Genomic DNA, 24583 nt, shown 5'->3' with positions numbered 1-24583 from the left:
GCTGATGCGTGCCCGCGGCACCGATCAGCCTCGAAAGAAACCGGTCGGAGGCGCGGGAGTCAGAGGCTCACGGCTGCGCGGGTGCGGCGGCGACGGCGGTGGCCGGCGCCACATGCACCACGCGATAGCCGCCCTCCTTCAGCTTCTGGAGAAAGGCGGGCAGCATGGCGACCGTCTGGGCTCGGGTGTCGTGAAACAGGATGATGCCCTTGCGGGCATGGTCGAGCCGCTCCATCACCAGCGCGAGCTGGTGCTCCGGGGTCTGCTTGTCCCAGTCGCTCGCCCACAGATCGGCGCCGAAGACGGCGATGCCGCGGCGGTCGAGATAGGCCAGCAGCTCCGGCGAGGAGCCGAAGCCGGGAAAGCGGAAGAACGGCACGCGGGGCCGGGCCGCGACCGTGCCATAGGCCGCCTTCTCGTCGGCGCGCAGGCCCTGCTCGATGTCCGCCACCGCCTTGTCGTAGGGAATGTCGGCCAGCGTCATCGGGTGGGTCATGCTGTGGTGGCCGACCGTGTGGCCCTCCGCCAGCTCGCGCTTCAGCAGCGCGGGATGCGCCGCGGCGTTGCGGCCGATGACGAAGAAGGTCGCCTTCACGCACTCGTCGGCCAGCGCCTTCAGCACCTTCGGCGTGGTGGCGGGAAAGGGCCCGTCGTCGAAGGTGAGCACCACCTCGCCGTCTTCCAGCGCCAGCGTGTCGGGAAAATGCTTGGTGCCGACATGCAGGCCGCCGGAGGCATCGACGGCCAGCGTGCGGGAGGTGCCGAGCTTGCCGGCGCAGCGGTCCTGCGCGCGGGCGGGCGCGGCGCACAGCCCCGCCAGCAGGAGGAGGGAAAGGGCGGTGGCGCGGGAGAGAGCGTGCATGGACCGAAACCGGGCGGAGGCCGCCTCGCGGGCGACGGGAAGGTGATACGGCACACGCGGCGCCGCCGCCAGCCTTGTGGCGGCGGCGGCCTCACGCAGCCGCACGGGGTGGCGCCGCGGCCACGCCGGCGGGATGCGGGCGAGGCGCGATGAAGCCAGCCCTCCCCGCCGGCCGGCCGGAGCGCCAACCCCAGTCCGAGGGAGAATTGGAGTCCACCGGGGACGGAAAGCCCTCAGGCGGCGCGGTCGAGCAGCGCGCGCAGCGATTCGCCGATCGGCGCTTCCGGCCCCAGCAGGCCGTCGCGCAGCGCCACCATGGCCGGTGTCATGCGCCCGTCCCTCAGGATGCGCTGCGCCAGCCAGCCGGCAACCTCCGGCGCCAGCGGCACGGAGGCGGCGGAGGGCCCGCCCGCCGGCTTTCCCGGCTGCAGCGAGAGGCCGCGCGGCGCGACGCGCTGGCCGGAAGCCGCCCGGACATGCTGGGTAATGGCGCCGACGAACAGCGGAACGAAGCCGGCAGCGTTTTCCGCGCCGATGGTGGCGTCGTGGATGCCGAACAGCACCTCCGCCTCCTCCCGCGAGATGGCGCGCCCTTCCCCACCGCCGCCGGCAACCAGAATGCGGCGGATGAGGGCGACGTCATGGGCGTCGACCATGCGGCTGGGGTGGTGGCGGCCGGCGAGCGCGGCGCCCTCCCCGGTGATGAGCGCGGCGCGCAGCTGCATCAGCGCGAAGGCCGGCAGGCGCGGCACCACCGAGCGGGCGCCTTCCATGATGCGCAGCAGCAGCGGCATGAGGCGGGGGCTGTCGGCGCGGCCGCGCGGCGCCAGCCGGTCGAACAGCCAGTCGCACTTTTCGCCATCCACCACATCCGCCGGGGCGCGGTCGGCGAGAATGTGGGAGGCGATGGCCGCGACGAAGAAGGCGGTCCATTCCGGCGCCTGCGCCACCACCAGATGGTCGAAGGCAATGAGATCCTCGGCGTCGCGCTCGCTCACCGCGCCGTCCATCACCATGGAACGGCTGAGATAGGCCACGTCGGCCGCGGCCAGGGCGCCGATGGAGCCGTGCATCATTCGCGCACGCACTTGGTCACTCAACGCAGCCTCCACTCGTTTAACCTTAAGCGAGTGTGCCGAAGCGCGGTTACGGACCGGTTACCCCGCCGCGCCGGACGCCGGCGCGGCCGCTTGTCCCCAGCGATCCACAAGGGGTGGGCCTGCCGGCACGGGGCGACGAGCCGGCCCGCCGGGTGTCCGGGAACCGCCATGGCCCGAGCGGGCGGCGAAGCGGCAGAGAAATGCCGGTGAGGCCGGCCCGGCGGCGGTCGCGCCGGCAGGGCGGAACGCGGGGCTGTGGGCGCGGAGCGGCCGAGCCCCGCCCGCAATGCAGGCCTGCCATGCGTTGTTGATGCGTCGATTCTGCAAAGGCCCACGCCGCGGAAGGGAGATGCGCGGCTGGCGAGGCGATGCTCTGCCCGGCGAAGCGGCAATGCGCCGGCGCGAGGGGCTGAGTCGGCAGCGGCGGTGCCCGACGCAAACCGGGCCCGCGAGGGGCCCGGCGAAAAGGCTCACGCCGATGGACGCATCTGATCCCGAAAGAGCGTCGCGCGGGCGGATGGGGCTCCGGTCCTGCCGGGCCGCACCGTGCCCGGCGGGAGAGACCGGGGGTCAGTAGGCGTTGCGGTGAACGAGCACGGTGAAGGTCATGATGATGATCTTCACGTCCAGCCAGAGCGACCAGCCATTGATGTATTCGAGATCGGCGGCGACCCGGCGCTCGATGTCGGAGCGGCGGTGGGTGGCGCCGCGCAGGCCGCGCACCTGCGCGAGCCCGGTGACGCCCGGCTTCATCGAATGACGCCGCCAGTAATCCGGCACCAGCTCCCAGAACAGCGCGCCCTCGGCGCGGGAGCCCAGCGCGTGCGGGCGGGGGCCGACCAGGCTCATGTCGCCGAGCAGCACGTTGAAGAGCTGCGGCAGCTCGTCGATGCTGGTCTTGCGCAGGAAGCCGCCGAGGCGGGTGATGCGCGGGTCCTTGCGCGAGGCCGACACGAAGCCCGAGGTGTCGGTGAGGTCGGTGCGCATGGTGCGCATCTTGAAGCAGCGATAGGTGCGGTTGTTGCGGCCCACCCGCTCCTGGATGAAGAAGGCCGGGCCGGGCGAATCCAGCTTCACCAGAATGGCGAAGATCGCGATCAGCGGCCCGAATACCGGCATCAGCGCCAGCGTTACCCCGAGATCGAACAGGCGCTTGACCACCCGCTCGCCGGTGTTGAGCGGCCCGCGCGAGATGACGAGGGTGGAGTGCCCCTGCCAGCGCGACAGCGCCATCGGTTTCACGTCGCCGAGATCGGCGATGAGCTCGGCATTGTGGCCGCTGACCTGCATCGCCTCGGCCCATTTCAGCCGCTCGACCGGGTCGTCGAAGGAGAGCACCACCCGGTCGGCGTCGCGCACGATGCGGCCGACGCGGTCGAGGAAGGCGGGGTCGTTGAGGCTGGGCACAAGCCCCGCGCCACGCACGTCGACCACCTTGGTGAAGCTGTCGCCGCTGCGACGGCCGAGAAGCAGGCCATCCGTGAGCACGACGGCGCTCTGGTCGATCACGCTGCGCAGCGCGTTCCGCAGCAGCATGGTGCCGAAGATGCGCATCATCATGAGCAGCAGCGCGGCAAAGAGGATGGTGTAGCCGGTTTCGAGCCGCGAGAACTGGCTGCCGACCTGAAGCGCGAAGGCGGCGCAGAAGCCGAAGCTGACGGCGAGGCTGAGCGCGACGAAACTCTTGCTGAGGGTTCGCGCCAGGGAGCGCAGGGTGCGCATCCGGTAAGCGCCGAAGCCGATCGCGGCCAGGAAATAGGTTGGTACGAGAACGCCGACGAGCTGCACCCAGCTCGAGGATTCGATATGCCCCTGCCGAAGAAGGGCTCCGATCATGGCTGCCACACCGATGGCTGCCAGATCCACGGCCACCGCTCCACTGATGATCATGAAGCGGATCAGATTTCGATGCCGAAGCATCAGGTCGCGAGAACGACGGTCGTCGAGCCCTTCCGCAACATCGAGGCCATATACGCCTCCGGCTTCACTCATATGTATCCCCCCGCTGTGGCGCCTGCACTGACAGGCACACTGCCGGCCCTTCCATACGCATGCGACGCGGCATCCAGTCGTCTACCGCCAGCAATCAAGAAACGGGCCACGGTAAGGCCCAGAGGCACCCTCTCCGCGTGAGACAGCGCCTTATTTGTATGCATTAAAACTTAAGCCCAAGACGCAATCATCTGTACCATACTGCTTGTCCCAAGCCCACCGCATTGCAAGCAGTCGGGCCAAGCCGCCTGTATGACATTGCGCATGTGGCACGACGGTGACGGTGACGCCGCGCGATGTCACTCATCGTCCGGTGCCCCGTCGATCGGGTCGTACTGGGTGGCATCGAATCCCAGCACGGCCCAGCTCTGCTGCATGTGGGGCGGCAGCGGCGCCGAAACGTCGATCAGCCGCTCGCCCCTCGGGTGCGGAATGACCAGCCGCCGCGCCAGCAGGTGCAGCCGGTTCTGCAGACCGCCCGGCAGCGGCCAGTTCTCGATGTCGAAATACTTCGGATCGCCGACGATGGGATGGCCGATATGGGCGGCGTGGGCGCGCAGCTGGTGGGTGCGCCCGGTCACCGGCTTCAGCGACAGCCAGGAAAGCTTCTGCGCCGCCTGGTCGACGACCGCGTAATAGGAGACGGCATGGCTGGCGTCGTCCTCGCCGTGGCGCGCCACCCGCATCCGTTCGGCCGCGTCGTCCTTGGCGAGATAGGTCGAGATGCGGCCCTGCCGCGGCTTCGGCACCCCCGGCACCAGCGCCCAGTAGACCTTGCGGGCGGAACGGGAGCGGAAGGTCTTCGCCAGCGCGGCGGCGGCGAGGCGCGAGCGGGCCACCAGCAGGATGCCGGAGGTGTCCTTGTCGATGCGGTGGACCAGGCGCGGCTTCTGGCCGTCTTCCGCGCGCAGCGATTCCAGCATGCCGTCGACATGGCGATAGGTGCCGGAGCCGCCCTGCACGGCAAGGCCGAACGGCTTGTTGAGCACGATGACGTCGCGGTCCTCGAACAGCGTCATGGCGCGCAGGGCCGCGGCGTCCTTGTCGTCGTCGACGGGGCGGCGGATGGCCGGGGCGAGGCCGGCGATCCGGCGGGCGACCGCCTCGCCACGGCCCGCGGCCGGCCGCGGCGCGCCTTCGGCGGCCGGTGCCGCCGCGACCGCCGCCGTCACCACCTCGCGGCCTTCCGCCGCGGTGGGAGCGGATGCCGTGACAAGCGCGGGGCTGAGCGCCGGGGCGTCATCGCCATCGGTTTCCGCAAGCGGCGGCACCCGCACGAGCTGGCCGGAGGCCAGCCGGGTGCTGGTCTTGGCCCGGGCACCGTCCACCCGCACCTGCCCGGTGCGCACCAGCTTCTGGAGATGCCCGAACGCCATGAAGGGGAAGTGGGTCTTGAACCACCGGTCCAGCCGCATGCCGTCTTCGTCGACCTGGACGCTGAGAGTGCGGACAGCCATGGAACATAAGCCTCGTCGGGTCGTGCAAGCGCTCGTCTGTCGGACGCCGGTCGACCTCTTCGGCGTTCAGCCCTAGGCCCACCGGGATGAACCACGCATTAACGCTTACTGGGATGACGCGCGCGAGGCTCCGCGTCAAGCGAAGGCGCGAATGGCAGCCATGCCGGCAAACACGGCCAGCAGGCACAACGCCAGCGAGCCCAGCGCATAGACGCCGGCCTGAACCGCATCCCCGCGCTCCACCAGCAGGGCGAATTCCAGCGAAAAGGTGGAGAAGGTGGTGAAGCCGCCGAGCATTCCGGTGGTGAGCAGCAGCCGCACATGCTGGGTCCAGAAGCCGCCCTCCCCGCTGCGCAGGGCAAACAGCGCGGTGATGACGCCCATCAGGAAGCAGCCGAGCACGTTGATGAACATGGTGGCGGCGGGGAAGCCCAGTATTCCGAACAGCTTCACGCTGCCGATGTTCACGAGGTGCCGCAGCAGGCCGCCGAAGCCGGCACCAAGGAAAACGAGCAAGGCGGGCGTCATGGCGGTCTCCGTCGGGCGATGGAGGACCCTGATAAGGCCAGCCCCGAACGGCTTCAAGATCATGACGTTACGGCAGATGCAGCGCGCGCGGCCTATGTTGCAAGGGCGCACGAGCTTCGGCCGGCGGGCGAAGGTGCGGCGGTGGGCATGCCTGCCCCGCCGGGCTCGCCGCCGGCCGGCGGCTCAGGAGCGACCCCGCTCCGCCTTGATGCGCGCCCAGTATTCCAGCCGCTTCTTCACCTCCCGCTCGAAGCCGCGCTCATTGGGGGCGTAAAGCTCCGGCCGGCGCTCGCCCGCCAGCTCGTCGGGGAAGAATTCCTGCCCGGCATAGGCGTCCGGGAAATCATGGTCGTAGCGGTAGCCGGCGTGGTAGCCGAGATCCTTCATCAGCCGGGTCGGTGCGTTGAGGATGTGCTTGGGCGGCGGCAGCGAGCCGGTCTTCTGCGCCAGCGCCAGCGCCGCGTTGAAGGCGGAATAGGCGGCATTGGATTTCGGCGCGGTGGCGACATAGGCGATGGCCTGCGCCAGGAACAGCCGCCCCTCCGGCCAGCCCACCCGTTCGAAGGCGGTCCACGCCGCCACCACCTGCGGCATCGCCTGCGGGTCGGCCATGCCGACATCCTCCGACGCGCAACAGGCCAGCCGGCGGAACACCGTGCCGGGATCCTCGCCGCCGACGATCATCCGCGCCGCCCAGTACATGGCGGCCTGCACATCCGAACCGCGCAGGCTTTTGTGAAAGCAGCTCAGCAGGTTGTAGTGCTCGTCCTGACCCTTGTCATAGACCGGCGCGCGCTTCTGCACCGTCTCGGCGAGGGCGGCGACGTCAAGGTCGGCGCCCTCCGGCAGCGCGAACAGCTCCTCGGCGAGGCCAAGGAGATAGCGCCCGTCGCCATCGGCCATGCGCACCAGCGCGGCGCGGGCGTCGGCATCGAGAGGCAGGCGCTTGCCCTCCAGCGTTTCCGCCCGCGCCATCAGCCGCTCGATCGCGGCATCGTCCAGCGGCCTGAACACCAGAACCCGGGCGCGCGAGAGCAGCGCGGCGTTGAGCTCGAAGGAGGGATTCTCCGTCGTCGCGCCGATGACGGTGACGGTGCCGTCCTCCATCACCGGCAGGAAGCTGTCCTGCTGGGCGCGGTTGAAGCGGTGGATCTCGTCGACGAACAGCAGCGTGCCGCGGCCAAGGGCGCGGCGCCCGCGCGCGGCCTCGAACACCTTCTTCAGCTCGGCGACGCCGGTGAAGATGGCCGAGACCTGCTCGAATTCGAGATCGGTCTGGCTCGCGACCAGCCGGGCGATGGTGGTCTTGCCGGTGCCCGGCGGGCCCCAGAACACCAGCGAGCCCAGCGCCCGGGTTTCCAGCATGCGGGTGAGCGCGCCCTTGGGGCCGGTGAGGTGCTCCTGGCCGACCACCTCGTCGAGCCGCCGCGGCCGCAGCCGGTCGGCCAGCGGGCGCGGCGCGTCCTTCGCGAGGCCGGCGGAGGTGAAGAGGTCAGCCACCCCGGTCAGCCCGGCAGCACGGCGGAAATGGTGCGGCCACCCCGCTTGAGGGTGATGCGCCAGATCCGCGAGGGGGTACGGGTCGCGTTGTCCAGATCGGCCGTGGTGGCGATGGGCACGCCGTTCACCTCGAGGATGACGTCGCCGGCCTTGAGATTGATGTCGTCCGCCGGCGAGCCCTCGGCGACCGCCGCGATCACCACGCCCTTGTCGGCATCGAGGGTGCGCATCTCCTCCATCACCGCCGGCGACAGGTTCACCACCGTGGCGCCCGTCAGCGGCGAGCGGCCGGAAAGGGTGATCTCGTCGCGCGGCGTCGTCTCCGGCGCCGCCACCAGCGGCACGTTGAGGCTGAGCTGGCGGCCCTGCCGCACCACGCCGATCTCCACCGACCCGCCGAGCGGGCGGGTGACGAACCGGAAGCCGAACGCGTCGGGATCGTCGACCTCCTGCCCGGCCACCGACACGATGAGATCGCCCGAACGCAGCCCCGCCTGATCCGCCGGGCTGCCCCGCACCACGCTCTGCACCAGCGCCCCGACCGGGCGGCCGATATCCAGCCCTTCAGCGATGTCGGCGGTGATGCGCTGGAGATTGGCCCCGAGCCATGGCCGGCGCACCGTCTTGCTGCCGGACAGCGCCGATTGCAGCACCACCCGCACCATGTCGGCGGGAATGGCGAAGCCGATGCCCTGCGAGCCGCCGGAGCGGGAGAAGATCGCGGTGTTGATGCCGATGACGCGGCCGGCGCCATCCACCAGCGCGCCGCCGGAATTGCCGGGATTGATCGCCGCGTCGGTCTGGATGAAGAAGCCGTAGTCGGTGATGCCGGCCTGGGTGCGGGCGAGAGCGGAGACGATGCCCTGCGTCACCGTCTGCCCCACGCCGAACGGGTTGCCGATCGCCAGCACGATGTCGCCGACCGCCAGATCATCGGAGCTGCCCAGCTCGGCGAAGGGGAAATCGCCCTTGCCGCCGCGCAGCTTCAGCACGGCGAGATCGGTGCGGGGGTCGCGCAGCAGGATTTCGGCATCGAACTCGCGCTTGTCGGCGAGCGAGATGCGGACCTCGTCCGCCCCCTCCACCACATGGTTGTTGGTGACGACGACACCACTGCGGTCGACCAGCACGCCGGAGCCGAGCGAGCGCTGCACCCGGTCGTTCGGCCCGCCGAAGCCGGGGCCGCCCGGCGCCCCGAAGAAACGCCGGAAGAACGGGTCGTCCAGCATCGGGTTGGCGCGGGGCCGGTTCTTGAGCGCGTAGACATTGACGATCGCCGGCGCCGTGCGGGCGACGACCGGGGCGAAAGTCAGCCCGATCTCGGCGCGCGAGCGCGGCACCTGAACCTGTTGGGCCAGCACGGGCGCCGGCACCGCCAGCGCGGCGATGACGAGCGCGGGAACGAGGAGGCGGAGCGCGTGATTCATGCCGCCAGATATAGAGTGCCGAGCGTGGCGGAGAAAGGGCGCGAACACGCCCGGCGCGCCCGCGCAGGCTGGCCGCGCCGCGGTCCCGGCCGGCGGCCGGGCTGCCGGCCCGCGCCGTCCGTGCATCGCCCCTCGCCCCCCTCCCCCACCCGGCCCCGGAAACGAAAAAGGGCGGCCCGAAGGCCGCCCTCTGTTCCTGCCGGCGCGCGGGCCGATCAGGCCGCGGCTTCCTCGGCCTTGCTCGCCTCGTGGCGGGCGATGTCGGCCGCGCCCTTGGCGTTGACGTCGCGGTCGACCAGCTCGATCACCGCGACCGGGGCCGAATCACCATGGCGGAAGCCCGCCTTGATGATGCGGGTGTAGCCGCCGTTGCGCTCCTTGTAGCGCGGGCCGATCACGTCGAACAGCTTGCGCACGGTCGGCAGGTCGCGCACTTCCGCGATCGCCTGACGGCGGGCATGGAGGCCGCCGCGCTTGCCGAGGGTGATGAGCTTCTCGACCACCGGGCGAAGGTCCTTCGCCTTGGGCAGGGTGGTGAGGATCTGCTCGTGGGTGATGAGCGCCTGCGCCATATTGGCGAACATGGCCTTGCGGTGCTCGGCGGACCGGTTGAACCGGCGATGTGCCTTGCCGTGGTTCATGGCTTCATTCCTGTCGTGCGACGGCTTTCGAGCCGGGGTGGAGTGGTGCGGCTCGAATGCCGCGCGTGATGCTCAGTAGTGATCTTCGAAGCGCTTGGCGAGATCTTCGATGTTCTCCGGCGGCCAGCCCGGCACTTCCATGCCGAGATGCAGGCCCATGCTGGCGAGCACTTCCTTGATCTCGTTCAGCGACTTGCGGCCGAAGTTCGGGGTACGGAGCATCTCCGCCTCGGTCTTCTGGATCAGGTCGCCGATATAGACGATGTTGTCGTTCTTCAGGCAGTTGGCCGAACGGACGGAAAGCTCCAGTTCGTCCACCTTCTTGAGAAGCGCCGGGTTGAAGGGCAGCTCCTGCATCGCGGGGCTTTCGACCTCGCGCTTGGGCTCCTCGAAATTCACGAAGATCTCGAGCTGGTCCTGCAGGATTCGCGCGGCATAAGCCAGCGCATCCTCGGGGCCGACCGAGCCGTTGGTCTCGATGGAGAGAGTCAGCTTGTCATAGTCGAGGATCTGGCCCTCGCGGGTGTTCTCGACCTTGTAGGACACCTTCTTGACCGGCGAATACAGGCTGTCGACCGGGATGAGGCCGATCGGCGCGTCCTCGGGGCGGTTGCGCTCCGCCGCGACATAGCCCTTGCCGGTGTCGACCGTGAATTCCATGCGGATCTCGGCGCCCTCGTCCAGCGTGCAGAGCACGAGCTCGGGGTTGAGAACCTGCACGTCGCCGACGGTCTGGATGTCGCCGGCGGTGACGATGCCGGGACCCTGCTTCTTCACCACCATGCGCTTCGGGCCTTCACCCGGCATCTTGATGGCGATGTCCTTGATGTTGAGGACGATGTCGGTCACGTCCTCGCGCACGCCGGGGATCGAGGAGAACTCGTGCAGAACCCCGTCAATGTGCACCGACGTCACCGCCGCGCCCTGCAGCGACGACAGCAGGATCCGGCGCAGCGCATTACCGAGGGTCTGGCCGAAGCCGCGCTCCAGCGGCTCGGCGACGACGGTCGCAAGCCGCTTGGGGTCGCTGCCGGCGGCAACCTCGAGCTTTTCCGGCTTGATCAGCTCTTGCCAGTTCTTCTGAATCACGACGTCACCCTTGCTCTCGACGGCGTCCCGGTCGTGCTACCGGAAAACCGCCTCCCGCACCCGGGAAGGAATGCCAAACGCAGCGGCTCCCGCGAGGCCGAAGCACCCGCGGGAGGGGACCGATCACACGCGGCGGCGCTTGCGCGGCCGGCAGCCGTTGTGCGGAATCGGCGTGACGTCACGGATCGAGGTGACGGTGAAGCCCGCGGCCTGGAAGGCGCGCAGAGCCGATTCACGCCCCGAACCGGGGCCGGACACCTCGACCTCGAGGGTGCGCATGCCGTGATCGGCGGCCTTGCGGGCGCAATCCTCGGCCGCGACCTGGGCGGCGTAGGGGGTCGACTTGCGGGAGCCCTTGAACCCCATGGCACCGGCCGACGACCAGGCGATGGTGTTGCCCTGCGCGTCGGTGATGGTGATCATGGTGTTGTTGAACGAGGCGTTCACATGGGCGACGCCGGAGGCGATGTTCTTGCGTTCGCGGCGCTTAACGCGGGCTGCTTCTTTGGCCATGGTTCCTTGATCCTTCGAGCGCGCCCGTAATGCCAGGCGCTCGGGACGAGAGTGAGGTGGACGCCGCCGGCTCCACGGGGAAGCCGGCGCGGGGCAGGAAGACGGGCCTCAGGCCCGCCGAATCACTTCTTCTTGCCGGCGATCGGCTTGGCCGGACCCTTGCGGGTGCGGGCATTAGTGTGGGTGCGCTGGCCGCGCACCGGCAGGCCGCGGCGGTGACGCAGGCCGCGGTAGCAGCCGAGGTCCATCAGGCGCTTGATGTTGATCGCGACTTCGCGGCGCAGATCGCCCTCGACGATGTAGTCGCGGTCGATGGTCTCGCGGATCTGCAGCACTTCCTGGTCGGTCAGCTGGTTGACGCGGCGCTCCGCCGGGATGCCGACCTTCTCCACGATCTCCTCGGCCTTCTTGGCGCCGATGCCGTGAATGTACTGGAGCGCGATGACGACGCGCTTGTTGGTCGGGATGTTAACGCCTGCAATACGAGCCACGTCGGCTTCTCCATGTGTGCCGCGGCATGCCGCGGCGTTGAGATCGTCCCCGCGTCCGGTGGAGCCCGGCCCCTGCGGAGTATGCGCGAACGGGCGCCCCGACATCTGGGACAGACGTCGTAACGCCCGGTTCGCTCAAAGTGAAGCGGCGCACATAGACGAGTGCACGCCACGTGTCAAGTCATCGAACGCCGGAGGCGCTCACACCGTCTCCAGCGCGCCCGCGATCTGGCGGGTGACCTCGTCCACCGGCGCCATCCCGTCAACCGCCGTCAGCAGGCCGGTCTTGGCGTAATAAGGCGCCACGATCGCGGTGTCGCGGTTGAAGGCCTCCAGCCGGGTCTTGAAGACCTCCGGGTCGTCGTCCCGGCGCACCGGCTCACCCTTGGCCTTCGCCTCGGCGGCGCGGCCCATGATCCGCTCCAGCAGGCGGGTCTGGTCGACCTTGAACTCGATCACCGCGTCGAGCTTGAGGCCCTTTTCCGCGAGGATGCGGTCCAGCGCCTCGGCCTGGGCCACGGTGCGCGGGAACCCATCCAGGATGAAGCCTCGCGCACAATCCGGCTGGTCGATTCGCTCGGAAATGATGCCGATCACGATCTCGTCAGAGACGAGCTGACCGGCGTCCATCACCGCCTTGGCCTTGAGGCCAACGGCCGTGCCATCCCGCACGGCCTCCCGCAGCATGTCACCGGTCGAGAGCTGCACAATGCCGTGGCGAGCCACGACCCGCTGTGCCTGGGTGCCCTTGCCGGCCCCGGGCGGTCCCAGCAGAATCAGCCTCATCGACGCTTCCCCCTGAGCCTCGCCTTCTTGACGAGGCCTTCATACTGATGCGCCAGCAGGTGACCCTGAACCTGCGCCACCGTGTCCATCGTCACCGAGACGACGATGAGCAGCGACGTACCGCCGAAATAGAACGGCACCGCGGCGTAGGAAATCAGGATCTCCGGGAACAGGCACACAATCGCAAGGTAAGCGGCACCGATGACCGTGATGCGAGTCAGCACATAGTCGATGTACTCGGCGGTGCGCTCGCCCGGGCGGATGCCGGGGATGAAGCCGCCGTGCTTCTTCAGGTTGTCCGCGGTCTCGGTCGGGTTGAACACGATCGCGGTGTAGAAGAAGCAGAAGAACACGATCAGCAGCACATAGAGCAGCATGAACAGCGGCCGGCCATGCGCCACCAGCGAGGTGACGGTGGTCAGCCACGCCGGGCCCTGCCCCTGCATGAAGCTCGCCACCGTGGTGGGGATGAGCAGCAGCGACGAGGCGAAGATCGGGGGAATCACGCCCGAGGAGTTCAGCTTCAGCGGCAGGTGCGAGGACTGGCCCTCATACACCTTGTTGCCGACCTGGCGCTTCGGGTACTGGATCAGCAGCCGGCGCTGCGCCCGCTCCATGAACACGATGAACATGATCACGGCGGCGGCCATCAGGATCACCGCGAGGATGATGCCGGTGGAGAGCGCGCCCTGGCGGCCGAGCTCCAGCGTGTTGGCGATCGCCGAGGGCAGCTCCGCCACGATGCCGGCGAAGATGATGAGCGAGATGCCGTTGCCGATGCCGCGCGAGGTGATCTGCTCGCCCAGCCACATCAGGAACATGGTGCCGCCGGTCAGGGTGATGACCGTCGAGATGCGGAAGAACAGGCCGGGATCGCTCACCACGGCGCCCGAACCCTCAAGCCCGACGGCGATGCCATAGGACTGGAACACCGCCAGGATGACGGTGAGGTACCGGGTGTACTGGTTGATCTGCTTGCGCCCGGACTCGCCCTCCTTCTTCAGCGCCTCGAGCGTCGGCGAGACGGTCGTGAGGAGCTGAACGATGATGGAGGCGGAGATGTAGGGCATGATGTTCAGGGCGAAGATCGCCATGCGCGAGACCGCGCCGCCCGAGAACATGTTGAAAAGGCCGATGATGCCCTGCTGGGCGGTGCGGAACACATCCGCCAGCGCGTCGGGGTTGATACCCGGCATCGGGATATAGGTGCCCAGCCGATAGACGAGAAGCGCACCCAGTGTGAACCAGATGCGCTTCTTCAGTTCTTCGGCTTTTGCCAGAGCACCGAAATTGAGGTTTGCCGCGAGCTGTTCTGCTGCCGACGCCATGATGGCTTCGCTCCTCGCCTGTGCCCTGAAACGTCGGCGGCTGACGTAAGTGTCAGTCCGCCGATTCGCCAGTGGCGGCCGGGACCAGAAGCGTCACCGAACCACCCGCCTTCTCCACCGCCTCGAGCACCGACTTGGTGGCGTGGGCCACTTCGAGGGTGATCTTGGAGGTCAGCTCGCCGGAGCCGAGCACGCGGACGCCGTCCTTGGCCCGGCGCAGCGCGCCGGAAGCCACGAGAGCTTCCTGGGTGACGGGCTGCGAGGCATCGAGCTTGCCGGCGTCGATCGCGGTCTGGATGCGGCCGAGGGTGACCTCGTTCCAGTCGCGGGCGAAGATGTTGTTGAAGCCGCGCTTCGGCAGGCGCCGGTGCACGGGCATCTGGCCGCCCTCGAAGCCCTTGATGGCGACGCCGGTGCGCGAGGTCTGACCCTTCACGCCACGGCCGCCGGTCTTGCCCTTGCCCGAGCCGATGCCGCGGCCGACGCGCATCCGCTTCTTGCGGGCGCCGGGATTGTCACGAATGTCGTTGAGGCTGCTCATCGCCTGTCTCCCTGTCCTGCCGTCACGCTTCGACGACGCGGACGAGATGACCGACCTTGGCAATCATGCCACGGACGGCCGGAGTGTCCTCGAGCGTGGACTTGCGCCCAAGCTTGTTGAGACCGAGGCCAACGAGAGTGGCCCGCTGGTCGCCCGGCCGGCGGATCGGACTGCCCGTCTGCTCCACCGTGATGGTCTTGGCGTTCGCCATGCTGGCCTCCTATCAGTCGGTCGCTTCGGCGTCGTCGACGCGACGACGCGACTGCAGCTGCGACACCTTCAGGCTGCGCCGGGCCGCCACGAGGCGGGGGCTGTCCTGGTTCTTCAGGGCGTCGAAGGTCGCGCGGACCATGTTGTACGGGTTGGACGAGCCGAACGACTTCGCCACCACGTCCTGCATGCCCAGCGTCTCGAACACGGCGCGCATCGGGCCGCCGGCGATGATGCCGGTACCCGCCGGGGCGGCGCGGAGCACCACCTTGCCGGCGCCGTGGTGACCATGCACGTCGTGGTGCAGGGTACGGCCTTCGCGCAGCGGCACGCGGATCAGCGCGCGCTTGGCCGCATCGGTCGCCTTGCGGATCGCCTCGGGAACTTCGCGGGCCTTGCCGTGGCCGAAGCCGACGCGACCCTTCTGGTCACCCACCACCACCAGCGCGGCGAAGCCGAACCGACGGCCGCCCTTCACCACCTTGGCGACGCGGTTGATGTGGACCAGCTTGTCCACGAACGTATTGTCGCGATCCTCGCGTTCACGCTCACGTTCACGAGCCATGATCTTATCCTCGTCTTTGCGCGGTCGACCCGCTCGTGATCAGAAGTTGAGACCGCCCTCACGGGCGGCATCGGCGAGCGCCTTGACGCGGCCGTGATAGATGAAGGAGCCGCGGTCGAAGACCACCTCCTTCACGCCGGCAGCGACGGCGCGCTCGGCGATCAGCTTGCCGATCGCCTCGGCCGCCGCGACATCCGCGCCGGTCTTGAGGCTGGCACGCAGCTCCTTCTCGAGCGTCGAAGCCGCCACGACGGTCACGCCGCGGGCGTCATCGATAACCTGCGCATAGATGTGCTTCGACGAGCGATGCACGGAAAGGCGCGGCCGCCCGTTCGCCGCCGCGCGGAGAGCACGACGGACACGCGCCTTTCGGCGCTCGGTAGCGTCCTGATAATTTGCCATGGTTCGTATCCGTTACTTCTTCTTGCCTTCCTTGCGGAAGATGAACTCGCCCGCGTACTTGACGCCCTTGCCCTTGTAGGGCTCGGGGCCGCGATACTCGCGGATCTCGGCGGCGACCTGCCCGACCTTCTGGCGGTCGATGCCGGACACCACGATCTCGGTGGGCTTCGGCGTGACGATCTGGATCCCTTCCGGGATCGGATACAGCACGTCGTGGCTGTAGCCGAGCGACAGGTTCAGGTTCTTGCCCTGCACCGCGGCCTTGTAGCCGACGCCGCTGATCTCCAGCTTCTTCTCGAAGCCCTTGGTCACGCCTTCGACGAGGTTCGACACCAGCGTGCGGGACAGGCCCCACATCGCCTTGTGCCGGTTGGTCTCGCCGCGCGGCTTGAACGAGATGACACCGCCATCGAGGCTGGCGCCGATCTCGTCGACCAGGTCGACCTGAAGGGCGCCCTTGGGACCCTTCACCTTGACGGTCTGGCCCTCGATCGCGGCAGTGACGCCGGCGGGGACAGTGATGGTAGCTTTGCCGATCTTGGACATGTTGCTCTCTTCCTCCCCGTCAGAAGACAGTGAAGAGGACCTCGCCGCCCACGTTCTTCTCGCGGGCTTCGTGGTCCGCCATCACGCCCTGCGGCGTGGAGACGACAGCGACGCCGAGACCGTTGGCGACGCGCGGCAGGGTCTTGACCGACGAATAGACGCGCCGGCCAGGCTTCGAGACGCGGGAGATCTCGCGGATCACCGGCTCGCCGTCATAGTACTTCAGTTCGATCTCGAACTCGGTGCGGCCATTGACGGGCTCCGACGCGGAATAGCCGCGGATGAAGCCCTCGGAGGCCAGAACCTCGAGAACGCTGGCGCGCAGGCGCGAGCCCGGCGTCGAGATCTTTTCCTTGCGACGCATCTGCGCATTGCGGATGCGAGTGATGAGATCGCCGATCGGATCGGTCGTGGACATGGGTCAGCCCTCCCTCACCAGCTCGACTTCACGAGGCCAGGAATCTGGCCCTGCGAACCCAGTTCGCGCAGCGCGATGCGCGACATCTTCAGCTTGCGATAGAACGCACGCGGGCGGCCGGTCACTTCGCACCGGTTGCGGATGCGGACCTTCGCCGAGTTGCGCGGAAGCTCAGCCAGCTTGAGGACGGCGGCAAAGCGCTCCTCGATCGGCAGTTCCTTGTTCTTCACCAGGGCCTTGAGACGCGAACGCCGGCCGGCATAGCTCTTCGCGAGCTCCCGGCGGTGTTCGTTCTTCTCGACCGCGCTTTTCTTCGCCATAGGGTGTTGCTCCTAGTCTCCGCGTTTGGGGCTCTGCCCCACGGCCGGAAGGGGATGCTTACTGCCGGAACGGGAAATTGAAGGCCTTGAGAAGCGCGCGCGCCTCGTCGTCGGTCTTCGCCGTCGTGCAGACGATGATGTCCATGCCCCACATCTGATCAACCTTGTCGTAGTTGATCTCGGGGAACACGATGTGCTCCTTGATGCCGAGGGCATAGTTGCCGCGGCCGTCGAAGCTCTTGGGGTTCAGCCCGCGGAAGTCGCGAACGCGCGGCAGCGCGATGTTCACGAGCCGGTCCACGAACTCGTACATGCGGACCTTGCGAAGGGTGACCTTCGCGCCGACCGGCTGGTTCTCGCGCAGCTTGAAGTTCGAGATCGCCTTGCGGGCCCGGGTGATGACCGGCTTCTGGCCGGCGATCATGGCGAGGTCGCCGGCGGCGGTCTGGACCTTCTTGGTGTCGGCGGTCGCTTCACCCACGCCCATGTTGATGACGATCTTGTCGATGACCGGCACTTCCATGACGTTCTTGTAGCCGAACTGCTCGATCATCGCCTTGCGGACAACGTCCTCGTAATGGGACTTGAGCCGCGGGATATAGGTAACCTCAGCCATCGATCTTCTCCCCCGAGCGCTTGGCCACACGCACCTTCGTGCCGTCGGCCTGCACCTGGAAACCGACGCGCGTCGGCTTGCCGTCCTTCGGATCGGCGATCGCGATATTGGACAGGTCGATCGGGGCCTCCTTGGAGATGATCCCGCCTTCCTGGTTCGCGCTCTGCCGCTGGTGCCGCTTCACCAGGTTGACGCCGCGCACGCGCGCGGTGCCGTCCTTCGGGAGCACCTCGAACACCTCGCCGGTGCGACCCTTGTCGCGGCCGGCGAGAACGACGACCTTGTCGCCCTTCTTGATTTTCGCGGCCATCACAGCACCTCCGGCGCCAGCGAAATGATCTTCATGTGGTTCTTCGCGCGAAGCTCGCGCGGCACCGGCCCGAAGATGCGGGTGCCGACCGGTTCCTTCTGGTTGTTGATCAGCACGGCCGCATTGCGGTCGAAACGGATCACGGAACCATCGGCGCGACGGATATCCTTGGCCGTGCGAACGACCACGGCCTTCATCACGTCGCCCTTCTTCACGCGGCCGCGCGGAATCGCCTCTTTCACCGACACCACGATGATGTCGCCGACATGGGCGTATTTACGCTTGGAACCGCCGAGCACCTTGATGCACATGACGCGACGCGCGCCGGAATTGTCCGCCACGTCGAGATTGGTCTGCATCTGGATCATGACGCACCTTTTTCTCGTAATTATGCGCGCGCCCGGCGAACCGGCGCACCCTCAACCCCGTTTCCGGGAATCCAATAAGATCGAAGGCTCCGAAGAGCCTCAGACCTCGACCCGCTTCTCGCCCTGGACCACGATCCAGTTCTTCAGCTTGGAAAGAGGACGACTCTCCTCGATCCACACTGTGTCGCCTTCCTTCCAGGAATTCGCCTCGTCGTGGGCGTGATACTTCTTGGAACGGCGGACGGTCTTCTTCAGCAGCGGATGCGTGAAACGACGCTCGACCCGGACCACCACGGTCTTGTCCTGCTTGTCGCTCACCACGACGCCCTGCAGCAAACGCTTCGGCATCGTTATCTCCTCACTTCGCCTTGGCCGCCGAAGCGACCTTCTGCGCCTGGACCGTCTTGATCCGCGCAATGCTGCGGCGGACTTCGCGGACCCGGGCGGTGTTCTCGAGCTGGCCGGTCGCACGCTGGAAGCGCAGGTTGAACTGCTCCTTCTTCAGCGACAGAAGCTCGTCCGCGAGCTCGTCAACCGTCTTCGTCCGAATATCGGAAGCCTTCGTCATTCCTGCCTCCTCACTCGGCGATGCGTTCGACGAAACGGGTCTTGATCGGGAGCTTGGCGGCCGCAAGCGTCAGCGCTTCCTTGGCCGTCTCCTGATTGACGCCGTCGATCTCGAACATGATGCGGCCGGGCTTCACCTTGGCGGCCCAGAATTCAGGCGCGCCCTTGCCCTTGCCCATGCGGACTTCGGTCGGCTTCTTCGACACCGGCACGTCCGGGAACACGCGGATCCACACCCGGCCCGCACGCTTCATGTGACGGGTGAGCGCGCGACGCGCGGCTTCGATCTGACGAGCGGTCACACGCTCGGGCTCAAGTGCCTTGAGTCCGAACTGGCCGAAATTGAGGTCAGTCCCGCCCTTCGCAGTGCCGTGGATGCGGCCCTTGAACTGCTTGCGGAACTTCGTGCGCTTCGGTTGCAGCATGTCGCGCCTCTTATTCCTTTTTCACTGCTCACGCCGCGTCGCGGCGCGAGGAGCGACCACCCGACGGCTCGTTCTCCGAGAGGCGCTTGTCCTGCGCCATCGGATCGTGCTCGAGGATTTCGCCCTTGAAGATCCAGACCTTCACACCACAGGTGCCGTAGGTCGTGAAGGCGGTCGCAGTACCGTAATCCACGTCGGCGCGCAAGGTGTGAAGCGGCACGCGGCCTTCACGATACCACTCGAGACGCGCAATTTCCGCTCCGCCAAGGCGGCCGGAGCAGTTGATGCGGATGCCTTCAGCGCCCAGACGCATCGCGGACTGCACCGCACGCTTCATCGCGCGGCGGAAAGCGACGCGGCGCTCGAGCTGCTGGGCGATTGATTCGGCCACCAGGCGGGCGTCGATCTCGGGCTTCCGAATCTCGACGATGTTGATGAAGACCTCCGAGTTGGTCATCTCGGCGACCTTCTTGCGGAGCTTCTCGATGTCCGCGCCCTTCTTGCCGATCACCACGCCCGGACGGGCCGAGTGGATGGTGACGCGGCACTTCTTGTGCGGACGCTCGATCACGACCTTGCTGACCGCCGCCTGCTTCAGCAGCTTCATCAGCATGTCGCGGATCTTGATGTCTTCGTGCAGCAGCTGGCCGTACTCACCCTTGCCCGCGAACCAGCGCGAGTCCCAGGTGCGGTTGATGCCGAGACGCAGCCCGACCGGATTGACCTTCTGACCCATCAGGCCTTCTCCCCGACTTCACGCACGACGATGGTGATGTGCGAGAACGGCTTTTCGATGCGGCTGGCCCGACCACGGGCGCGCGCGGCGAAACGCTTCATGACGATGCCCTTGCCGACATGCGCCTCGGCGACGATGAGATCGTCGACGTCCAGCTCATGGTTGTTCTCGGCATTGGCGATGGCCGACTCCAGGACCTTCTTCACGTCGCCAGCGATACGCTTGCGCGAGAACTGAAGGTCGGCGAGTGCCGTCGCGACCTTCTTGCCCCGGATGAGGCCGGCGACGAGATTGAGCTTCTGGGGGCTGATGCGGAGATTCCGCGCAACCGCCTTGGCTTCCGTATCCGCGAGCGCGCGCGGACGAGCTGCCTTACCCATGGTGCTTGCCTCTACTTCCGCTTGGCCTTCTTGTCCGCCGCGTGCCCGTAATAGGTACGGGTCGGGGCGAACTCGCCGAACTTGTGGCCGACCATGTCCTCGTTCACCGAAACGGGGACGTGCTTGTTGCCATTATAGACGCCGAACGTGACGCCCACGAACTGGGGCAGAATCGTGGAGCGGCGGCTCCAGATCTTGATCACGTCATGGCGCCCGGAGGTGCGAGCGGCTTCCGCCTTCTTGAGGAGGTAGCCGTCGACGAACGGACCTTTCCAGACCGAACGAGACATTCTTCAGGTTCCCTCGCTCACTTCTTGCGTGCGTGCCGGCTCGACACGATGAACTTGCCGGTCTGCTTGTTCTTCCGGGTCTTCTTGCCCTTGGTGGGGAAGCCCCAGGGCGTGACCGGATGACGACCGCCCGAGGTGCGGCCTTCGCCGCCGCCGTGCGGGTGATCGACCGGGTTCATGGTGACACCGCGGTTATGCGGACGACGGCCAAGCCAGCGCTTGCGCCCCGCCTTGCCGAGGTTGGTGTTCATGTGGTCGGGGTTCGAGACCGCGCCCACCGTGCCGAAGCACTCGCCATGGACCAGACGCTGCTCGCCCGAGTTGAGGCGGACGATCACGTAGCCCTGGTCGCGGCCCACGATCTGGGCATAGGAACCGGCCGAACGGGCGATCTGCCCGCCCTTGCCGATCTTCAGCTCCACATTGTGGACGATGGTGCCGACCGGCAGATTGCCGAGCGGCGCCGCGTTGCCCGGCTTCACGTCCACGCTCTTGCCGGCGATGACGGCGTCACCGACGGCAAGGCGCTGCGGCGCCAGGATATAGGCCAGCTCGCCGTCCTCATACTTGATGAGGGCGATGAAGGCGGTGCGGTTCGGATCGTACTCGATCCGTTCGACCACGGCGGGGACGTCGCGCTTGGCGCGCTTGAAGTCCACCACGCGGTAGGTCTGCTTGTGTCCGCCGCCGCGAAAGCGAACCGTCACGCGGCCGAGATTGTTGCGGCCGCCGGACTCGGTCTTGCCCTCGGTGAGGGTCTTGACCGGCTTGCCCTTGTAGAGGCCGGAGCGGTCGACAATCACGAGCTGACGAAGGCTCGGCGTCACCGGCTTGAAGGTCTTGAGCGCCATGTCTCTGTCCCCTTAGGTCCGGCTCACAGACCCGTCGTGATGTCGATGGTGTGTCCCTCGACGAGGGTCACGACCGCCTTCTTCACGTCGTTCTGCACGCCCTTGCGGCCCTTGAAGACCTTGGTCTTCCCCTTGCGGACCAGCGTGTTCACGCTCTTCACCTTGACGTCGAAGAGCTTCTCGACCGCCTCCTTGATCTGCGGCTTGGTAGCCGTCAGAGCAACCTTGAAGACGACCTGGTTGTGCTCGGACGCGGTCGTGGCCTTCTCGGTGATCACCGGGGACACGATCACGTCGTAGTGGCGCGGATCGAGACTCATTTGAAGCGCGCCTCCAGCGCATCGACAGCCGCCTTGGTCAGCACCAGGGTCTGACGGCGAAGGATGTCGTAGACGTTGATGCCCTGGACCGGCAGCACGTCGAAATGGCCGATGTTGCGCGAGGCGAGCCCAAAGTTGAGATCGACCTCGGCACCCGAGATGACGAGCGCGTTCGACAGGCCGAGACCCGCCAGCCGCTCCTTGAGCAGCTTCGTCTTGGGCTCGGCCAGCTTGGCATCGTCGAGGACGATTATCTGCTGGTCCTTAGCCTTGCTCGACAGCGCGTGCTTCAGCGCCAGGGCGCGGACCTTCTTGGGAAGGTCCGAGGCGTGGCTGCGCTGGACCGGGCCGAACGCCTTCGCGCCGCCGCGGAACTGCGGGGCGGAAGCCGCGCCGTGACGCGCGCCGCCGGTGCCCTTCTGCTTGTACATCTTCCGCTTGGTGCGGTTGACGTCAGCACGGGACAGGGTCTGGTGCGTGCCCGCCTGGCGGCGCGACAGCTGCCACACCACGCAGCGGTGCAGTATGTCCTGGCGCGGTTCGAGACCGAAGATCTCGTCCGACAGGGTGACGGAACCGGCGTCGGTTCCCTCGAGAGTCTTGACGGCGAGTTCCATCACACGCCCTCCTCGGCAGTGGCTTCAGCCGGAGCCGCGTCGGACTCGGTGGCCTCGCTCGCCTCGCCCGGAATCCGGAACTTGCCCGGCTTCGGCGCGTCGGCAGGCAGCTTCTTCTTCACCGCGTCCGCGACGATGATCCAGCCACCCTTGTGGCCGGGCACCGCACCCTCGACCGCGATCAGGCCACGCTCGACATCCGTCAGCACGACCTTGAGGTTCTGGGTGGTCACGGTCTCGACGCCCATGTGACCGGGCATCTTCTTGTTCTTGAAGGTCTTGCCGGGGTCCTGACGACCGCCGGTAGAACCGATCGAACGGTGGGAGATCGACACACCGTGGGTGGCGCGCAGACCACCGAAATTGTGCCGCTTCATGCCACCGGCGAAGCCCTTGCCGGTCGAGGTGCCGGTCACGTCGACGAACTGGCCGACGACGAAATGATCGACCGTCAGCTCGGCGCCGACCGGGATCAGCCCGTCTTCCTCGACGCGGAACTCGGCGAGCTTCCGCTTGGGCTCCACCTGAGCGACCGCGAAATGGCCGCGCATGGCGCGCGTGGTGTTCTGAGGCTTCGCCTGACCGACACCGAGCTGAACGGCGACATAGCCGTTCTTGTCCAGCGTACGGTGGGCAACCACCTGGCAATTATCGACTTTCAGCACAGTGACCGGAATGTGCTCACCTGCATCATTGAAGATGCGGGTCATTCCGACCTTCTGGGCGATGACGCCTGACCGCATGGCCGTGTCCCCTCGCCTTCAACTCAGAGCTTGATCTCGACGTCGACGCCGGCGGCGAGGTCGAGCTTCATCAGCGCGTCCACCGTCTGGGGCGTCGGGTCGACTATGTCGAGGAGGCGCTTATGGGTGCGCATCTCGAACTGTTCACGAGACTTCTTATCCACGTGGGGCGAGCGGTTGACCGTGAACCTCTCGATCCGCGTCGGCAGCGGAATCGGGCCGCGGACCTGAGCGCCGGTGCGCTTGGCCGTGTTCACGATCTCGCGCGTCGAGGCGTCCAGGATACGATGGTCGAACGCCTTGAGGCGGATTCGGATGTTCTGGCCGTTCATTTTTCTTCAGGCTCCCAGAGGGTGGCCACTTGCGGGCTCGCCGATGGGGCTCACAACGAGCTCCACGAAAAAGGGGCGCACGACGCTGGCCGAGCGCCCCTCACGTTCTTTGCGTCACTCGATGATCGAGGCGACGACGCCGGCGCCGACGGTGCGGCCGCCTTCACGGATGGCGAAGCGCAGCTTCTCTTCCATCGCGATCGGCACGATCAGCGCCACGTCCACCGTGATGTTGTCGCCCGGCATCACCATTTCCGTGCCTTCCGGCAGCGTCACGATGCCGGTCACGTCCGTCGTCCGGAAGTAGAACTGCGGGCGGTAGTTCGTGAAGAACGGGGTGTGACGCCCGCCCTCTTCCTTCGTCAGGATGTACGCCTCGGCCTTGAACTTGGTGTGCGGCTTCACCGAACCCGGCTTGCACACGACCTGGCCGCGCTCAACGTCCTCGCGCTTGGTGCCGCGCAGCAGCACGCCGACATTGTCGCCCGCCTGGCCCTGGTCCAGCAGCTTGCGGAACATCTCGACGCCGGTCACCGTCGTCTTCACCGTCGGACGGATGCCGACGATCTCGACTTCCTCGCCAACCTTGATGATCCCGCGCTCGACGCGGCCCGTCACCACCGTGCCGCGGCCCGAGATCGAGAACACGTCCTCGATCGGCATCAGGAACGGCAGGTCGATCGGGCGCTCCGGCTGCGGGATGTAGGCGTCGACCGCCTTCATCAGCTCGAGGATCGCGTCATGGCCGAGCTTGGCATCGCCATTCTCAAGCGCCACCAGCGCCGAACCGCGGATGATCGGGATGTCGTCGCCCGGGAAGTCGTACTTCGACAGCAGCTCGCGAACCTCGAGCTCGACCAGCTCGAGAAGCTCCTCGTCGTCGACCATGTCGCACTTGTTCAGGAACACCACCAGCGCGGGAACGCCGACCTGGCGGGCCAGAAGGATGTGCTCGCGGGTCTGCGGCATCGGGCCGTCCGCCGCCGAAACCACAAGGATCGCACCGTCCATCTGCGCCGCGCCCGTGATCATGTTCTTCACGTAGTCGGCGTGGCCGGGGCAGTCCACATGCGCGTAGTGACGGTTCGGCGTCTCGTACTCGACATGCGCCGTCGAGATCGTGATGCCGCGCGCCTTCTCTTCCGGCGCCTTGTCAATCTGGTCGTAAGCGGTGAACGTCGCGCCGCCCGCCTCGGCCAAAACCTTCGTGATCGCTGCCGTCAGCGACGTCTTGCCATGGTCAACATGGCCAATCGTGCCAATGTTGCAGTGCGGCTTCGAACGGTTGAATTTCTCTTTGGCCACGGGACTC

Annotated in this window: 35 protein-coding genes; all 35 read right to left on the bottom strand. The window is 67.1% G+C overall.

Annotated features, from left to right (window positions below):
• Positions 1-67 precede the first annotated feature (67 nt).
• The 35 genes from KHC27_RS18150 to tuf all read right to left on the bottom strand — a co-directional run bounded on the left by KHC27_RS18150 (position 68) and on the right by tuf (position 24576).
• On the bottom strand, positions 68-862 hold the full coding sequence (locus KHC27_RS18150; RefSeq protein WP_213340793.1) for a polysaccharide deacetylase family protein: 795 nt from the start codon (positions 860-862) through the stop codon (positions 68-70).
• 233 nt (positions 863-1095) lie between these two features.
• Positions 1096-1938: a hypothetical protein gene (locus tag KHC27_RS18145; RefSeq protein WP_213340792.1), complete on the bottom strand. Its 843-nt coding sequence runs from the start codon at positions 1936-1938 to the stop codon at positions 1096-1098.
• Between the two features lie 594 nt (positions 1939-2532).
• Positions 2533-3852, bottom strand: a complete 1320-nt coding sequence (locus KHC27_RS18140; protein ID WP_213340791.1) for an exopolysaccharide biosynthesis polyprenyl glycosylphosphotransferase — start codon at positions 3850-3852, stop codon at positions 2533-2535.
• Positions 3853-4253: 401 nt separating this feature from the next.
• A complete protein-coding gene (locus tag KHC27_RS18135; protein ID WP_213340790.1) occupies positions 4254-5411 on the bottom strand; it encodes an RluA family pseudouridine synthase in 1158 nt (385 codons plus the stop codon).
• Positions 5412-5546: 135 nt separating this feature from the next.
• Entirely contained in the window at positions 5547-5939 is a 393-nt protein-coding gene (gene crcB, locus KHC27_RS18130) for a fluoride efflux transporter CrcB (protein WP_213340789.1), read from the bottom strand.
• Positions 5940-6122: 183 nt separating this feature from the next.
• Entirely contained in the window at positions 6123-7439 is a 1317-nt protein-coding gene (locus KHC27_RS18125; protein WP_213340788.1) for a replication-associated recombination protein A, read from the bottom strand.
• A 5-nt stretch (positions 7440-7444) separates the two neighbouring features.
• Entirely contained in the window at positions 7445-8866 is a 1422-nt protein-coding gene (locus KHC27_RS18120; protein ID WP_213340787.1) for a Do family serine endopeptidase, read from the bottom strand.
• Positions 8867-9081: 215 nt separating this feature from the next.
• Complete coding sequence (gene rplQ, locus KHC27_RS18115) at positions 9082-9507, bottom strand: 50S ribosomal protein L17 (RefSeq protein WP_213340786.1); 426 nt, start codon at positions 9505-9507, stop codon at positions 9082-9084.
• 72 nt (positions 9508-9579) lie between these two features.
• Positions 9580-10596 carry a DNA-directed RNA polymerase subunit alpha gene (locus tag KHC27_RS18110; RefSeq protein WP_213340785.1) on the bottom strand — a complete coding sequence of 339 codons (1017 nt, stop codon included), beginning with the start codon at positions 10594-10596 and terminating at the stop codon, positions 9580-9582.
• A 123-nt stretch (positions 10597-10719) separates the two neighbouring features.
• Positions 10720-11109 (bottom strand): 30S ribosomal protein S11, encoded by a 390-nt coding sequence (gene rpsK / locus KHC27_RS18105; RefSeq protein WP_029355735.1) that lies wholly within the window; start codon positions 11107-11109, stop codon positions 10720-10722.
• 122 nt (positions 11110-11231) lie between these two features.
• On the bottom strand, positions 11232-11600 hold the full coding sequence (gene rpsM / locus KHC27_RS18100) for a 30S ribosomal protein S13 (RefSeq protein ID WP_213340784.1): 369 nt from the start codon (positions 11598-11600) through the stop codon (positions 11232-11234).
• Positions 11601-11801: 201 nt separating this feature from the next.
• A complete protein-coding gene (locus tag KHC27_RS18095; RefSeq protein ID WP_213340783.1) occupies positions 11802-12386 on the bottom strand; it encodes an adenylate kinase in 585 nt (194 codons plus the stop codon).
• Positions 12383-13714: a preprotein translocase subunit SecY gene (gene secY, locus KHC27_RS18090; protein ID WP_213340782.1), complete on the bottom strand. Its 1332-nt coding sequence runs from the start codon at positions 13712-13714 to the stop codon at positions 12383-12385. Before secY ends, KHC27_RS18095 begins: the two co-directional genes overlap by 4 nt.
• A 52-nt stretch (positions 13715-13766) precedes the next feature.
• Positions 13767-14255 (bottom strand): 50S ribosomal protein L15, encoded by a 489-nt coding sequence (gene rplO / locus KHC27_RS18085; protein WP_213340781.1) that lies wholly within the window; start codon positions 14253-14255, stop codon positions 13767-13769.
• 22 nt (positions 14256-14277) lie between these two features.
• On the bottom strand, positions 14278-14466 hold the full coding sequence (rpmD, locus tag KHC27_RS18080) for a 50S ribosomal protein L30 (protein WP_213340780.1): 189 nt from the start codon (positions 14464-14466) through the stop codon (positions 14278-14280).
• Positions 14467-14478: 12 nt separating this feature from the next.
• The gene (gene rpsE / locus KHC27_RS18075) at positions 14479-15030 is read right to left on the bottom strand and encodes a 30S ribosomal protein S5 (RefSeq protein ID WP_170010303.1); all 552 of its coding nucleotides are present in this window, start codon (positions 15028-15030) and stop codon (positions 14479-14481) included.
• A 39-nt stretch (positions 15031-15069) separates the two neighbouring features.
• Positions 15070-15432: a 50S ribosomal protein L18 gene (rplR, locus tag KHC27_RS18070; protein WP_213340779.1), complete on the bottom strand. Its 363-nt coding sequence runs from the start codon at positions 15430-15432 to the stop codon at positions 15070-15072.
• Positions 15433-15444: 12 nt separating this feature from the next.
• Positions 15445-15978, bottom strand: a complete 534-nt coding sequence (rplF, locus tag KHC27_RS18065; RefSeq protein WP_213340778.1) for a 50S ribosomal protein L6 — start codon at positions 15976-15978, stop codon at positions 15445-15447.
• Positions 15979-15997: 19 nt separating this feature from the next.
• Positions 15998-16396 (bottom strand): 30S ribosomal protein S8, encoded by a 399-nt coding sequence (gene rpsH / locus KHC27_RS18060; RefSeq protein WP_213340777.1) that lies wholly within the window; start codon positions 16394-16396, stop codon positions 15998-16000.
• A 14-nt stretch (positions 16397-16410) separates the two neighbouring features.
• A complete protein-coding gene (gene rpsN / locus KHC27_RS18055; RefSeq protein WP_213340776.1) occupies positions 16411-16716 on the bottom strand; it encodes a 30S ribosomal protein S14 in 306 nt (101 codons plus the stop codon).
• Positions 16717-16774: 58 nt separating this feature from the next.
• Positions 16775-17332 (bottom strand): 50S ribosomal protein L5, encoded by a 558-nt coding sequence (rplE, locus tag KHC27_RS18050; RefSeq protein ID WP_213340775.1) that lies wholly within the window; start codon positions 17330-17332, stop codon positions 16775-16777.
• Positions 17325-17642, bottom strand: coding sequence for a 50S ribosomal protein L24 (rplX, locus tag KHC27_RS18045; RefSeq protein ID WP_213340774.1), 318 nt, complete (start codon positions 17640-17642; stop codon positions 17325-17327). Before rplX ends, rplE begins: the two co-directional genes overlap by 8 nt.
• On the bottom strand, positions 17642-18010 hold the full coding sequence (rplN, locus tag KHC27_RS18040; protein WP_029355712.1) for a 50S ribosomal protein L14: 369 nt from the start codon (positions 18008-18010) through the stop codon (positions 17642-17644). The genes rplX and rplN overlap by 1 nt, the downstream gene beginning before the upstream one ends.
• Before the next feature lie 99 nt (positions 18011-18109).
• Positions 18110-18358 carry a 30S ribosomal protein S17 gene (gene rpsQ, locus KHC27_RS18035; protein ID WP_213340773.1) on the bottom strand — a complete coding sequence of 83 codons (249 nt, stop codon included), beginning with the start codon at positions 18356-18358 and terminating at the stop codon, positions 18110-18112.
• Between the two features lie 10 nt (positions 18359-18368).
• Positions 18369-18578: a 50S ribosomal protein L29 gene (rpmC, locus tag KHC27_RS18030; protein ID WP_213340772.1), complete on the bottom strand. Its 210-nt coding sequence runs from the start codon at positions 18576-18578 to the stop codon at positions 18369-18371.
• A 10-nt stretch (positions 18579-18588) separates the two neighbouring features.
• The gene (gene rplP, locus KHC27_RS18025; protein ID WP_213340771.1) at positions 18589-19002 is read right to left on the bottom strand and encodes a 50S ribosomal protein L16; all 414 of its coding nucleotides are present in this window, start codon (positions 19000-19002) and stop codon (positions 18589-18591) included.
• Between the two features lie 28 nt (positions 19003-19030).
• The gene (gene rpsC, locus KHC27_RS18020; RefSeq protein WP_213340770.1) at positions 19031-19738 is read right to left on the bottom strand and encodes a 30S ribosomal protein S3; all 708 of its coding nucleotides are present in this window, start codon (positions 19736-19738) and stop codon (positions 19031-19033) included.
• Complete coding sequence (rplV, locus tag KHC27_RS18015; RefSeq protein WP_213340769.1) at positions 19738-20118, bottom strand: 50S ribosomal protein L22; 381 nt, start codon at positions 20116-20118, stop codon at positions 19738-19740. The genes rpsC and rplV overlap by 1 nt, the downstream gene beginning before the upstream one ends.
• 11 nt (positions 20119-20129) lie before the next feature.
• Positions 20130-20408, bottom strand: a complete 279-nt coding sequence (rpsS, locus tag KHC27_RS18010; protein WP_213340768.1) for a 30S ribosomal protein S19 — start codon at positions 20406-20408, stop codon at positions 20130-20132.
• Positions 20409-20425: 17 nt separating this feature from the next.
• Positions 20426-21259 carry a 50S ribosomal protein L2 gene (gene rplB / locus KHC27_RS18005; protein WP_213340767.1) on the bottom strand — a complete coding sequence of 278 codons (834 nt, stop codon included), beginning with the start codon at positions 21257-21259 and terminating at the stop codon, positions 20426-20428.
• Positions 21260-21282: 23 nt separating this feature from the next.
• Positions 21283-21579 (bottom strand): 50S ribosomal protein L23, encoded by a 297-nt coding sequence (locus KHC27_RS18000; protein ID WP_213340766.1) that lies wholly within the window; start codon positions 21577-21579, stop codon positions 21283-21285.
• Positions 21576-22196 carry a 50S ribosomal protein L4 gene (gene rplD, locus KHC27_RS17995; protein ID WP_213340765.1) on the bottom strand — a complete coding sequence of 207 codons (621 nt, stop codon included), beginning with the start codon at positions 22194-22196 and terminating at the stop codon, positions 21576-21578. Before rplD ends, KHC27_RS18000 begins: the two co-directional genes overlap by 4 nt.
• The gene (rplC, locus tag KHC27_RS17990; protein WP_213340764.1) at positions 22196-22939 is read right to left on the bottom strand and encodes a 50S ribosomal protein L3; all 744 of its coding nucleotides are present in this window, start codon (positions 22937-22939) and stop codon (positions 22196-22198) included. The genes rplD and rplC overlap by 1 nt, the downstream gene beginning before the upstream one ends.
• A 23-nt stretch (positions 22940-22962) precedes the next feature.
• Entirely contained in the window at positions 22963-23271 is a 309-nt protein-coding gene (gene rpsJ / locus KHC27_RS17985; RefSeq protein ID WP_170010341.1) for a 30S ribosomal protein S10, read from the bottom strand.
• 114 nt (positions 23272-23385) lie between these two features.
• Positions 23386-24576, bottom strand: coding sequence for an elongation factor Tu (gene tuf / locus KHC27_RS17980; protein ID WP_213340753.1), 1191 nt, complete (start codon positions 24574-24576; stop codon positions 23386-23388).
• Positions 24577-24583 lie beyond the last annotated feature (7 nt).

The organism is Ancylobacter lacus (assembly GCF_018390635.1).
Classification (GTDB): domain Bacteria; phylum Pseudomonadota; class Alphaproteobacteria; order Rhizobiales; family Xanthobacteraceae; genus Ancylobacter; species Ancylobacter lacus.
This window is presented reverse-complemented; position numbering and strand designations above follow the sequence as displayed.